The 14,150-nt window shown below is 31.4% G+C and carries 11 protein-coding genes and 1 pseudogene; 1 reads left to right on the forward strand and 11 read right to left on the reverse strand.

Going from position 1 to position 14,150, the window contains the following annotated elements; genetic code table 11:
• A pseudogene (locus JG776_RS07935) lies at positions 1 to 86 on the reverse strand (IS200/IS605 family transposase); the annotation flags it as partial.
• Between the two features lie 243 nt (positions 87 to 329).
• On the opposite strand from JG776_RS07935, the gene JG776_RS07940 reads away from it, so the two are divergent.
• Positions 330 to 896 (forward strand): class I SAM-dependent methyltransferase, encoded by a 567-nt coding sequence (locus JG776_RS07940; RefSeq protein WP_291966367.1) that lies wholly within the window; start codon positions 330 to 332, stop codon positions 894 to 896.
• Between the two features lie 36 nt (positions 897 to 932).
• Here the strand turns inward: JG776_RS07940 and JG776_RS07945 are convergent, their stop codons facing one another.
• The 10 genes from JG776_RS07945 to JG776_RS07990 form a co-directional block, all read right to left on the reverse strand.
• Positions 933 to 3,341, reverse strand: coding sequence for a glycogen/starch/alpha-glucan phosphorylase (locus JG776_RS07945; RefSeq protein ID WP_291966369.1), 2,409 nt, complete (start codon positions 3,339 to 3,341; stop codon positions 933 to 935).
• An 11-nt stretch (positions 3,342 to 3,352) separates the two neighbouring features.
• The gene (gene glgA / locus JG776_RS07950) at positions 3,353 to 4,780 is read right to left on the reverse strand and encodes a glycogen synthase GlgA (protein WP_291966371.1); all 1,428 of its coding nucleotides are present in this window, start codon (positions 4,778 to 4,780) and stop codon (positions 3,353 to 3,355) included.
• Between the two features lie 13 nt (positions 4,781 to 4,793).
• Entirely contained in the window at positions 4,794 to 5,909 is a 1,116-nt protein-coding gene (gene glgD, locus JG776_RS07955; RefSeq protein ID WP_291966374.1) for a glucose-1-phosphate adenylyltransferase subunit GlgD, read from the reverse strand.
• Between the two features lie 14 nt (positions 5,910 to 5,923).
• A complete protein-coding gene (locus tag JG776_RS07960; RefSeq protein ID WP_291966376.1) occupies positions 5,924 to 7,069 on the reverse strand; it encodes a glucose-1-phosphate adenylyltransferase in 1,146 nt (381 codons plus the stop codon).
• A gap of 10 nt (positions 7,070 to 7,079) precedes the next feature.
• Positions 7,080 to 8,984: a 1,4-alpha-glucan branching protein GlgB gene (gene glgB / locus JG776_RS07965; protein ID WP_291966378.1), complete on the reverse strand. Its 1,905-nt coding sequence runs from the start codon at positions 8,982 to 8,984 to the stop codon at positions 7,080 to 7,082.
• A 249-nt stretch (positions 8,985 to 9,233) separates the two neighbouring features.
• Positions 9,234 to 9,383: a hypothetical protein gene (locus tag JG776_RS07970; RefSeq protein ID WP_291966380.1), complete on the reverse strand. Its 150-nt coding sequence runs from the start codon at positions 9,381 to 9,383 to the stop codon at positions 9,234 to 9,236.
• Positions 9,380 to 9,574, reverse strand: a complete 195-nt coding sequence (locus JG776_RS07975; RefSeq protein WP_291966382.1) for a hypothetical protein — start codon at positions 9,572 to 9,574, stop codon at positions 9,380 to 9,382. The genes JG776_RS07970 and JG776_RS07975 overlap by 4 nt, the downstream gene beginning before the upstream one ends.
• Positions 9,568 to 12,147, reverse strand: coding sequence for a carbohydrate binding domain-containing protein (locus JG776_RS07980; RefSeq protein ID WP_291966384.1), 2,580 nt, complete (start codon positions 12,145 to 12,147; stop codon positions 9,568 to 9,570). The genes JG776_RS07975 and JG776_RS07980 overlap by 7 nt, the downstream gene beginning before the upstream one ends.
• Positions 12,148 to 12,382: 235 nt before the next feature.
• On the reverse strand, positions 12,383 to 13,201 hold the full coding sequence (locus tag JG776_RS07985) for a methyl-accepting chemotaxis protein (protein WP_291966386.1): 819 nt from the start codon (positions 13,199 to 13,201) through the stop codon (positions 12,383 to 12,385).
• Complete coding sequence (locus tag JG776_RS07990; protein WP_291966389.1) at positions 13,147 to 14,124, reverse strand: MCP four helix bundle domain-containing protein; 978 nt, start codon at positions 14,122 to 14,124, stop codon at positions 13,147 to 13,149. The genes JG776_RS07985 and JG776_RS07990 overlap by 55 nt, the downstream gene beginning before the upstream one ends.
• Positions 14,125 to 14,150 lie beyond the last annotated feature (26 nt).

Genomic DNA, 14,150 nt, shown 5'->3' on the forward strand with positions numbered 1-14,150 from the left:
TCAATAACTTTTCTTCTATATTTAGTTACCAAAACAAGATGATAATACAACAAGAATACCGAATGATTATTATTGTCTAAATCCATTCTATTACATAACGTCCTTCCTATAATACTGATTATATAATAAAGCAAGAATTTATCAAACAACATTCATCATCCACTTACAGAAGTGGGCGACTTCTGTTGCTTTTTACTATTTTTGCTTTAATTACAGGTATTGGACAAAATAATCCTATACAATAAATTTCACTGTTCAATTTAACCACCCTTTCTTTCACTGTTTATTTTGTTATAATAATATTGTAGCAAATTAATAGGAGGTAAAAAATGAACCAAAGAGAATTTTTTAATAGACTTGCACCTATTTGGGATGAAATAACAAAACACGATGAAGGAAAAATAGATAAAATACTAAAATTAATAGATATAAAGGATAATTTAAATATACTTGATGTTGGTTGTGGTACAGGAATTCTCGAATCCTTTCTTTTAAAATACAATCCAAATTCAATAACTGCAGTTGATATATCCGAAAAGATGATAGATGTTGCAAAATCAAAGTATAATAATCCTAATATAAATTTTATAGCACAGGATATAATGCAACACAAAGGATTGTATGATTTAATTATAATATATTCTGCCTATCCTCATTTTTCCGATAAAGATGCCCTTATTAAACATCTTTCAAATATGCTTAATAAGGGTGGAAAGCTTGTGGTTGCCCATTCTGATTCAAGAGAAAAGATAAACAGTGTCCACAGCCGTCATCAGGAAGTTAAGGAAGATAGACTTCCACCTGCAATTGAAACAGCAAACATATTTTCAAAATATCTTTATGTGAACCTTCTTATTGATAACGATGAGATGTATATAGTAGGTGGAATAAAATAAGGAAACAAAAGGTGCTTTCACCTTTTGTTTCCTTATTTATTTAAACCAAATATCCCTCGCATATTCGAGTATTGTATTATCGCTTGAGAATCTTCCTGAATGTGCTATATTAATTAATGACATTCGGTTCCATTTTAATTTATCCTTATATAATTCATTTATTTTCCTTTGTGCTTCACAATAGGAGGCAAAGTCTTTAAGAACAAAAAACTCATCATTATGGGTTAGTAGGTGATTAAATATCTCTCTAAACTCTCCCTTTGGTGCAAAATATCCATCATCAAGTTCATTCAGTATTCTTGTTAATCTTCTATCTTGATAATATAAATCCCAAGAATGATACCCTCCATTTTTATAGTAGTTTATTACCTCTTCAGATGTCATACCAAATATTATTATATTTTCATCTCCTACCTCTTCATAGATTTCAACATTTGCACCATCTAATGTTCCTAAGGTTATTGCACCATTCATCATAAACTTCATATTGCCAGTACCTGATGCTTCCTTTGATGCTGTGGATATCTGTTCACTTACCTCTGCACTTGGAATGAGCTTTTCTGCTAAGGATACATTGTAATTTTCAGCAAAAACAACCTTTATTCTATTATTTATCTTAGGGTCATTATTTACCTTTTCACCTACACTATTTATTAATTTTATAATCTTCTTTGCAAGATAATATCCTGGTGCTGCCTTTGCACTAAATATAAACGTATGTGGCACAATATCCATATTAGGATTATCAATAAGCTCATTATATAGATTTATAACGTGCAGAATATTAAGAAGCTGTCTTTTATAGGCATGAAGTCTCTTGGCTTGAACATCAAATATTGAATTAGGGTCTATCTTTATACCTTGCGTTCTTCTTATATAGTCAGCAAGCTTTGCTTTATTGTTATATTTAATTTTTGCAAGTTTATCTAAAAATGCCTTATCATCCTTGTAGTCTTCAAGTTTTATTAATTCCTTAGGATTTTTTAAAAAGTCACATCCAATTGTATTTGCGATAAGGTTTGTAAGGTCTGGGTTTGCTTTTATAAGCCATCTTCTGTGGGTTATTCCATTTGTCTTATTATTGAACTTACCTTGATAATATTCATTAAAATCCCTAAGCTCTTGATTTTTTAATATTTCAGTATGGAGCTTTGAAACTCCATTTACACTATGGCTTCCCACAATGGCAAGGTTAGCCATCTTTACCCATCCACCACTTATTATAGCCATTCTGTCAACCTTATTCCAATCATTATTATATCTTTCCATTAATTCTTGACAGAACCTTCTATTTATCTCTTCAATTATTGTATAAATTCTTGGCAGAAGCTTTTTCATCATATCAACAGGCCATTTTTCAAGGGCCTCAGACATAATGGTATGGTTTGTATAGGCCATCGTTTTTACTGTTATATCCCAAGCATCCTCCCAAGAGAGCTGTTCATCATCTATTAATATTCTCATAAGTTCAGCAACTGCAAGTGCAGGATGCGTATCATTTATGTGTATTGCAACATATTTATGAAAATCATATATTGAGTGACCTATTTTTTTATAGGTTCTCATAATACTTTGAACACCTGCACTAACAAAGAAGTATTCCTGTTTTAGTCTTAATAACTTTCCCTTTTCTGTTGTATCGTCAGGATATAGAACCTGCGATATAGATTCAACAGAATATTTGTACTCTATAGCTTTGGTGTATTCCCCTGCACTAAATCTTTCAAAATCAAAGTCCTTATTTTTTACCTCTGCATTCCAAAGCCTTAAAGTATTTACAGTATCTGTTCCATAACCTATTATAGGAACATCATAAGGAACCGCAAGTACCTCCTCATATCCCTCGTGTTTTGCAACAAAACGCCCATTTTCGGTTGTAAAGTATACATATCCCCCAAACTTTACAATAACAGACTTATCTACCCTTCTAATCTCCCAAGGATAGCCGTGCCTTAACCAATCATCAGGTGTTTCAACCTGATATCCATCCCTTATCTGCTGCCTAAAAAATCCGTATTTATACCTTATTCCATTACCGTGGCCTGCAATAGATAGTGCCGCCATTGAATCTAAAAAACAGGCTGCAAGTCTTCCCAATCCACCATTGCCAAGTCCTGCTTCTCTTTCAACATTGTTAAGCTCCTCAAGCCTTACCCCTAAATCCTTTAGTGCTTCTTCTACTATATCTTTTATTCCTAAATTTATTAGATTATTTTCCAGGAGCTTTCCAAGTAAAAATTCCATTGAAAAATAATAAACCTGCTTTGTACCTTCCTTCTTATACTTTTTATTTGTCTTCATCCACCTTTCAAAGCTGTACTCCTTAACAAGTTCAGCAAGTGCAATATATTGATGTAATACAGAGGACTCCTCTAAGTCCTCTGCAAATAAATTTATAAGTTTCTTCTGATAATCATTTTTTATCTGTTCCTTGGTCAAATTCATATAATCACCACCTAAATTCCTTCATATAAACCCTTGTATAACTTTGCAGAATTGTTCCAGCTATTATCCCTTTCCATTCCGTGTTTTATTAAATGGTACCAAGCATTTTTGTTATTTCTATAAACTGAAACTGCATATTTAATAATATTTAACATCTCGTGAGAGTTATAGTTTCTAAAGGAGAATCCCCAACCCTCTCCAGTAAATTGGTTATATGGCTTTACTGTATCCTTAAGCCCTCCTGTTTCTCTAACTATAGGAACTGAACCATATCTTAAAGCAAGAAGTTGACCAATTCCACAAGGTTCAAATAATGAAGGCATTAGGAACATATCACTTGCTGCATATATCTTCCTTGCTAAACCATCATTAAAGCATATATTAGCAGATACCTTAGATGGATATATAGAAGCATAGTATCTAAACAAATCCTCATACACATATTGTCCTGTTCCTAAAACAACAAGCTGAACATCCTGCCTTAAAATTTCCTCAATTACATTTGCAACTAAATCAAAACCTTTTTGGTCTGTTAGTCTTGATACAATTCCTATCATAGGTATGTTTTCATTAACCTCAAGGTTTAGTTCCCTTTGTAGAGAAAGCTTATTCTTCTTCTTATTTTCAATTGAATTAATATCATATTTTACATATATACTTCTATCAGTTGCAGGATTATATACATCATAGTCTACTCCATTTAAAATACCTGTAAATTTATATGATATACCTGCTAAAAGTCCGTGAAGTCCCTCTCCATAAAAAGGTGTCTTTACCTCCTCTGTATAGGTTGGGCTTACTGTTGTTACCTTATCAGAATATATAATTCCACCCTTCATAAAGGAAACAGCATTATAATACTTCATTTTATCCTCTGTAAAATATCCATCATCAAGGCCTAATAAATCTCCTAATACTTCTCTTCCAAAAACCCCCTGAAATTTCAGATTATGAATTGTTAATAATGTTTTTAGGTTTTTATGAAAATCACTCTGCCAATAATGATGTCTTAATAAAACTGCTGAAACAGCTGTATGCCAGTCATTTAAATGAAGAATATCTGGTTTGAAGTCAATGTGATAAATAGCCTCAAGTATTGCTCTACTAAAATATGAAAATCTTTCTCCATCATCATAATATCCATAGGCACCTGGTCTTTTAAAGTAATATTCATTATCTACAAAATAGAAGGGAACTCCATCATACTCAAGATACTCAATTCCACAGTATTGCCTTCTCCATCCGACCCACACATCAAAGTGAGTAATATGCTTCATCTTGCTCTTAAAGTCATAATTTATATCTGAATACTTTGGCATTATAACCCTAACATCAACGCCTATTTTTCTTAATGCCTTAGGAAGTGCATAGGCAACATCCCCAAGTCCTCCTGTTTTTAAAAATGGATAACACTCAGAAGCTGCAAATAATACCTTCATTTAAATCACCCCTTTATATTCCAACATAGCTGCCCTTCTCGATAACCACAGGATAGTTCTTGTCTCCAATCAATACCTTATCCATTTCAATCTCAACATTCTTATCTAATATTACATTCTTTAACTTTACATTTTTATTTATTACGCACTTTGGAAATACAATTGAATTTATAACTTCCGCTCCTTCCTCTATAACAACCCCACGAGATATAATGCTATTTTTAACAGTACCCTTTATAACACAACCATTTGCAATAAGTGAATTAACTATCTCTGACCCATTTAAATACTTTGTTGGAGGTGAATCATTAGATTTTGTATAAATTCTCCTATTAGAATTTAAAAGTTCGTTCATAACATTATACTCTAAGATATCCATTGAAACTCTATAATATGAATTAACAGAGTTTATACACCCTACATAACCTTTATATTCATAGGCTCTTACATCAAACTTTTTAAGATTTGCAAATATATACTGTTTTATTGTGTCGCATCCTCCATCTTGTATGCACCTTAAAATACAGTCTATAAAGAACTCCTTATTCATAATATATATTTCCATACTTACATTAGCTGTGTCTGTTAAACATAGGTTCCTTCCTACACTTAAAACTCTTCCGTTTTCATCTATCTTCAATGTATCGCAATTTAAGAACATATTATCTCCATTTTCAACCTTCTTATACACAACTGTTACATCCGCATCGCTCTTTTCGTGTTCATAGGCAATTTCCTCAAAATCCATATTACAAATCATATAGGAAGATGTCATAATAACCTTGTTTTTTTTGCTTCTATATAAAAATTCAAGATTATTTTTAAGTAGTTTTATATCATTATTTACTGCTGCATTTAAGTATCTATTAAATATAAATACTCCATCGTTTTTTCTATTCATATCCCAAGGTTTACCTGTTCCTATATGGTCAATTAAAGAACGTGAAGCAGAATTCACAAATATGCCCACATTTGTAATTCCAGCATTCTTCATATTTGATAACATAAAATCTATTACTCTATATCTTGCAAATATTGGAATAGAAGCAATAGGTCTGTGAACTGTTAAGCTTCTTATATTGCTTTCATCCTCGCTTAGAGAAATTACTCCCATATAGTCCTTTAGCATAAATTACCCCCCAGTCACTCGTTCTTTGTATTTTCTTTTATATCTTTATTATCACCAATCAAAACAATGTCTTGGCAGTTTCCAACTTGAACTCCTGCTCTAACCTTACAACCCTTGCCTATTATAGCTTTACAAATATAAGCACCATCTTCTATCTCTGTATGGTTCATAATTATTGAATCTATTACCTTTGCATTTTTTCCAACCTTAACTCCATAAGATAAAACAGAATTTTTAACTTCACCCTCTATAATACATCCCTCAACAATTAGAGAATTTTTTACAACAGCATCTGCCCCAATGTATTGTGGGGGGTAGGAATAATCCGCCGTATATATCTTCCAATAAGGGTCATTTAAATCCATTCCACTCTCTTCATCTAAAAGGTCCATATGTGCTTCCCAATAACTGTCTACTGTTCCAACATCCTTCCAATACCCCTCAAATTTATATGCATATAGCCTTAAACCACCGTTTAACATTTTAGGTATAATATTTTTACCAAAATCCCTTTGAGACTCTGCATCCTTTTCATCTTCTTTAAGGTATGTTTTTAGCTTTTGCCAATTGAATATATATATTCCCATAGAAGCAAGAGTACTCTTTGGCTTTTTAGGTTTTTCTTCAAATTCATATATCCTTCCATCTTCCTCAGTATTCATTATTCCAAATCGGGATGCCTCCTTTAATGGTACCTCTATTACTGCAATCGTTGCATCAGCCTTTTTTTCCTTGTGGTACTCTAACATTTCAGAGTAATCCATCTTATATATGTGGTCCCCAGATAAAATTAATACATACTCTGGATCAAAATAATCTATAAAGCCTATATTTTGAAAAATAGCATCTGCTGTTCCCTTATACCAGTTACCACCTGACTCACTCTCAAAAGGGGGAAGAAGTGTTACCCCACCAAATTTTCTATCTAAATCCCACGCAGAACCTATACCTATATGGGTATGTAATATAAGAGGTTGGTACTGTGTTAGAACTCCCACTGTATCTATTCCTGAATTTGCACAATTACTTAATGTAAAATCAATTATTCTATATTTTCCTCCAAATGGAACTGCTGGTTTTGCATTATTTCTTGTTAGATTTTTCAATCTACTTCCTTGGCCTCCTGCAAGTATCATTGCTACTATTTCTTTTTTTGGCATATTAACCCCCCTATGCTTTCTTTACTGGTTTTAGTACTATAAATGACAGCGGTGCAACCTTTATATTTATATGCTGTTCTCTTCCGTGCCATTCCTCTTTTTTTGCCTTTACAACCTCATCATTTATAAAGTTATTTCCTCCATATACGTCTCTATCACTATTAAATACTTCTACATATTCACAATTTTCAGGAACTCCTATTCTAAAGTCCTCATACTTACCCTTATTAAAGTTACATACAACTACTAAAAAGTCTCCACTTTTGTTTCTTCTTATAAATGAAAAAACTGATTGATTTGCATTTGATGCATCTATCCATTCAAACCCTTCCATTTTATGGTCAAGTTCGAAAAGCTCTGAATTGTACCTATAGAACCTATTCAAATCCTTAACATATGTCTTTAATGCATCGTGCATTGGGTATTTAAGGAGGAACCATTCTAATGATTCATAGAATCTCCATTCGATAAATTGTCCAAACTCTCCACCCATAAATAAGAGCTTTTTACCTGGATGACACATCATATATCCATATAGAGCCCTTAAGTTTGCAAATTTTTCTTCATAGCTTCCAGGCATTTTATCTATAAGTGATTTCTTTCCGTGTACTACTTCATCGTGGGATAAAGGAAGAATAAAATTCTCTGAAAAGGCGTACATAATAGAAAAAGTAACTAAATTGTGATTATCTTTTCTATATTGAAAATCTGTCTGCATATAGCGGAGTATGTCATTCATCCATCCCATATTCCATTTATAATTAAAACCAAGTCCCCCATCGTGAACTGGATATGTTACAAGTGGCCAAGCAGTTGATTCCTCAGCTATCATAAGAGGATTTTTTACCCTTTCAAAAATAGCCTTATTTAGTTTCTTTATAAAATCTACTGCCTCGATATTTTCCCTTCCACCATACTTATTTCTTATATTCATATGATGCTTTCCATAATCTAAATAGAGCATTGCTGCCACTGCATCAACTCTTAATCCATCAACGTGAAACTCTTCAAACCAATATAGTGCATTTGAAATTAAGAAACTTTGTACAGCTTTTTTTCCATAATCAAAGTTTGCTGTTCCCCAATCCCAATTATCTGCAAGAAGAGGATTGTCGGACTCATATACGTGTCCACCATCAAAGCAGTAAAGACCGTGTTCATCTCGGCAAAAATGTCCAGGAACCCAATCTAATATCACTCCTATGTTGTTTTGATGGAGCTTGTCTATTAGATATTTAAAATCCTCTATCCTTCCATACCTACTTGTTACTGAATAGTAACCTGTTGGTTGATATCCCCAAGACTCATCAAGAGGATATTCAGATACAGGCATAATTTCAACGTGTGTATACCCCATATCCAGAACATATTCACATAGTTTATCTGCTATTTCTCTATAAGTTAAAAATCTATTGTTTTCTCCCCTCATCCAAGAACCTAAATGAAGCTCATAAATGTTTACTGGAGATTCATATATATTTGTCTTTTCTCTTTTTTCAAGCCAATCCTTATCATTCCATCTATAATCCTTAGGTTCAGTAACTATTGATGCTGTATTTGGTCGTAATTCTGAATATACTGCATAGGGGTCAGCTTTAAAAACTACACTTCCATCCTGCTTATGTATTTCATATTTATACAATTCTCCATCTTCTATACCCTCTATAAAAAGCCACCACAACCCAGTGTTTAAAACCTTATACATTCTATGTTTTTCACCATTCCACCCATTGAAATTGCCAACAACTCTAACCTCTTTTGCATTTGGTGCAAATACACAAAAGCTTGCTCCATCTTTCCCTCTATAGTTTATAAGTTTACTTCCCATAAATTTATAACTTTCGAAATGTTCGCCAGATATAAACCTATTGACGTCCTTTTCAAACAAAAAGGCATTTAGTTTTTTCCTTGGCAACTTTTTCACCCCCTAGTATAAATTTTCACTAAATATTTGAAAATTACTGGTAAATTAATATTAAATTTAATTATACACGAATTTTGTTAAAAATCTATACTTTCTGTGTAAAAATATAAAATATTTATAATTTTTATTAATTTCAACACAATTCGACAACGCGTATGGGATTTTATATACTTTATTAGCTATTTCTTGCATATTAATAAAACAAAAACATATGGGAAATTCCCATATGTTTTTGTTTTATTACTTTACTTCTAAAACAACATTATCAATATATACATCGTGAGGTTGAAGAGGGAACTCATTACCATCTATTTTCCCTAACGCAAATACTATATGTGCATTTGGATCTGTCTCATTATTCATTGTAAATTCAAAGATAAATCTCTTCATATCGTTTTACCTTTTTCAATATTTAGTCCTTCCTGTGCCAATTGTGTTGACCAGAATTGTGTTCCTTCAAAATCAATATGAATTTTCGCTTCTCCATTTTCTACACTAAATGTTGAATATGCTCCTTCCCAATTAGCCATAAAGTGTATCCAGTTCTTTGTCCCTTCTGTAAAATCTCCATTCTTTAGCATTCATCTTTATCCATTTTAAAAGTAAATTCATAGTGTTTCATCTCACTTCCCTTTGGTGCTTCAACAACTTTACTAAAATACCTATAATATGTTGCATTATCGATTACAACTTCAATATTTCTATTTTCTGATGCTTTAACATCAAAGGCAAGCACATACTCAACATCCTTATACAATCTGAATCCTTCTTGATTTAATAATATAGACCAAGGATTAGGACCAGCATTTCTTATAGAAATTTTTGCTTCTCCATTTTCTACTGTTATAGTAGAATCTGCACCATCACCTATATTAGGATATGGCTTCCACATTTCTAATCCCTTAGAGAAATCTCCATTCTTTAATGGATAAAGTTCTATTTTTGAATAGTCTATTGGATTTGAAGTTTTAATTAACTTAACATCATCAATATAAACATTTGAATTATTTCCACCAAGTTTAAACATTATCTGCGACTCAAAATCACTTTCATATTGCATTTTAAAATCAATTGTATATTCCTGCATTGATTTAGTTACATTTACTGTATTGTCTGCAAGGTAGTTAATGTTACCATCTTTATTTAAAAATGCTACTTTAATTGTTCTTGGTAAATCTGCTCTAACTTTAAATGTCAATCTATATTCATTATCTTTTAATAGCTGAATACCTCTTTGATACAGAACAATATCTTCTGAACAAGTACCTCCATTTTTAATATCTACCTTTAATTCCCTTGTTTCTTCTAAAACTTGAGCACTTGCCTTTGCTGTATTTACCACAAAATTCCAATAAGTCATCCTGTCAATATTTCCTTTATCAAATGTACCATTATAAATATGATTACCATCTAATAATGGTTCCTTTGGTGCATTATAATCTATTTGTGGAGCTGGTATTTCTTCAAGTCTTACATTTCCTATCCAAACAGGTTTTGTACTTAAACCTAATTGAAACTCTAAACGTGCGAATGCATCTGATTCCTTCTGCATTTGAAATACATTTTCAAAATGCTTAACATCACTTGTAAGTTCTGCTTTAAAGTTATCCGTATAGGATGTCCATCCTCTTTCAGCACCACCGCCTATTTTTACATTAATAGTCCTACTTGTATCTGTCTTTGCATCAAAAGATAATTTATACCATCTTCCCTTTCCCATTGGAACTATTTGAATAAGCTGTACAGAATAATCCTGTGTTCCTGGAGAAGTTATATTTACCTTTGCAAAATTGCTACCATTAACTTGGTCAATAGAAACGCTACCATTACCACCAAAATCAGGTACATGAATAAAATTCCATCCTGTTCCAAATGGTAAGCTTCCATCTACATTTTCTTGAATTTCATTTTTACTAAAGTCACCATTATATACATAATTACCATCACTTGTTGGTAATTTTGAACCTTCTGGTAATGGTTCAGCTTCTACCAATGGTTCTACTGGTGTTTTATATTGTCTACCAACAAGTTCATAAACACGTACATAATCAACCTGCATTGTCTTGGGAAAATTAGTATTTTCATCTGGTTCTCCGTCCCAGTTTCCACCTACAGCTAAATTTAAAATTATATAAAAGTTTTGGTCAAATGGGGCTGGAAAAGAAAATTTCTCGCCTGTAATAGGATCCTTTGAATACCAATTGTTTTGTACCTGATATAAATTGCCATCAACATACCATCTTATCTCACCAGGTTCCCATTCAATTGCATAGGTATGAAAATCACTGCTTATACTCTTGCCTTGAGGAAATAAATACTCTTTTCCTGTATAAGTGTTATTTGGCCAAGTTGAACCATAGTGAATTGTTCCTGCTACCTTATTAGGATTACTTCCCCAAGCCTCCATAATATCAATTTCTCCAGATGCTGCCCAACCACCATAAGTATCTTTTTCTGGTAACATCCAAATGGCTGGCCATAAGCCTTTGCCTTCAGGTAGTTTAGCTCTAACTTCTATTCTTCCATATTTTTTTGAGTACTTTCCTTTTGTTTTTATCTTTCCTGAAGTATAGTTTAATGTTGTTCCAAACTGATCTGTTACATTTTCTTTTCTTGCTACAATCATTAATTTTCCATCTTTTACAAATACATTATCCCTTGAATCTGTGTAATATTGTTTTTCATTGTTCCCCCATCCATCAGCAATCTTATTTCCATTTGCATCTAATAGAGCATTACCTATGTCATAACCCCACTTTGCTAAATCAAGCTCTTTACCATTAAACTCGTCACTCCAAACTAATTTCCAGTTATCCTTCTTAGTTTCATTTTTCATATCTGTATCCTCTTTTTTGTTATTATCTACAGTCTTTTTACTATTAGAGCCTTTATAAGCTACATTATTTTTGTTTTCCCCAGATGAATTATTTGTATCATTCTGTTCTATATTCTGTTCCGTTGATTGTTGTTGTAAATTATCTTGCAATTCATCTTTATTTGTATCTTCCTTTTTACTACTGTCTTTAGCTACCTTTTCCTGATTCATTTGAGCCTGTGGCACATTTGATATTTTAAAACCTAATGCCCAGTACGCAGTAAAGGATACAGCAAATAAAATAAGTAAAGTTAATAAAATAGTTTTTGATTTTTTCATACTTTCCCCCCTTGTTTAACATTTTTTGTTCTGAATTATCAATTTTATCTTAATATTCATTTATTATTAATAAAAGTCGTTATATTTTGCTTTTGGTTTCTTTATTTTAGATAGTATATTTTACTACACAAAAAAAATATACCCCCAAATAAAAAACATATTTTTAGGGGCACTAAATTATAAATCTAATATCTGTAAACATAGATAGGGGGAACCTTTTAACAATTTAATTTTTTTATATACTAAACTTATTAACTAAATCAGATAAATTATTTGCCATACTACTTAAAGATAAGGCTGTGGCTGCCACTTCTTCTGAAGAAGAAGAAAGTTCTTCTGATGAAGATGCTACTTCTTCAATAAACTCTATATTCTCTTTAGTGACTTCATTAACTAAATTTAGTCTCTCTAAAACATTATCCTTTGCTCTTTCCATATCTTTCATTTCTTCAAATGTATTTAACATCAAAGGCTCTATTTTTTGCACTGAATCCAAAATATCATCAAAGACAACCACTGAATTTTCAACCACACTTATTTGTTGATTTATAAGCTTATCAACATTATTTGATGTTTTAATTACATCTATAGTATCGTTTTGTATTAATTTTAAAAGTTTTGATATATCCTCTGTTGATTTTTTTGTTCTTTCTGCAAGTTTTCTTACTTCATCTGCAACAACCGCAAATCCACGTCCAGCCTCTCCTGCCCTTGCTGCCTCTATAGCTGCATTTAATGACAATAGATTTGTTTGTTCTGATAATGTATTTATTACATTTGTTATTTTATTTATTTCTTTAACTGAAATATTTAAGTTATTTATCTTATCTATAACAGTTTTAAAAGCGCCTCTGATTTCATTTATAGATTTTACTAAACTATTCATTTCTTCATTTCCCTCACAGGCCTTTTCTATTGCACAATAGGTTTGACCCTTTACTTCTTTAATCTTTTCATAAACATTTTCTATTTTATATGATAGTTCTGTAATTAAATTTGCTATTTCCTTAAATTGATTTCCCTGTGATAATGAACCTTCCGATACATTTTGCATTGTTTTGATAATTCTTGTGTTGATAGTGCCATTTCTTCAGATATAGCTGATAATTCACTTGAGTTTTTGCTTAAATTTTCAGTACTAATTTTCACATTTTTTATTAGAGATGATACCTTGGCAGACATTTCCTCTAACAGCTTTTTCATTTTAGAAAATTCATTATTACCTTCAGATTTAAATTTAATGTTAAAGTTAGCATTAGATAGCTCATATATTATCTCATTTATTTCCTTTAATTCCCTTACCATAGTTTTTATAATTTTTATTGAAATTAGAAGCAATAAAGTTATACCTAATACTATTATTACAATTTCCCTTATAAGTGTTAGTTTGAAGTTATATTGGTTTTTTTCGTAAATTCCTTTAGCTATATCTCTATTTATTTTAATTAATTCATTTATTGTATTTTGAGTTTTATTTCCTACTGTATTAAATTTAAATAAGTCGTTTATTTCCTCCTTTTTTTCCATAGTTTCATTATACTGTTGCCAAACCTTCATATAATCTGAAATATCATTTTTTAGCTGTTCTATTAATTGCTTTTCTTCATTCGTACATTTCTTCTTTTCATATTCGCTTATTTTATTCACAATATCCTTATATAAATTTTGAACGTTAATATTGTAATTTTTATCATATTCCTTAAACACATTTAATCTAAAGGCCTTATAAGCGTTTATTCTCATCTCAAAAAAAGAACTGTTTATATTCTGTATGTAATCTGTTGGCATTACTATATCACTATACATACTAAATAGTGCATTATTTGTATTGTTTAAGTTTCTTAATCCCTCCATTGATGTTATTAATGAAGTTATGATTGCAATAATAACTAAGACATTTAAGAGTAATTTTATTGATAAAATGCTCCTGATTTTTAACTTATTTATTAGTGGTTTCTTACCTAACTTTTCTAACATTCAGATTCATCCCCCTAATGATAAAT

The organism is Caloramator sp., assembly GCF_020054765.1.
GTDB classification, from domain to species: domain Bacteria; phylum Bacillota; class Clostridia; order Clostridiales; family Caloramatoraceae; genus Thermobrachium; species Thermobrachium proteoclasticum.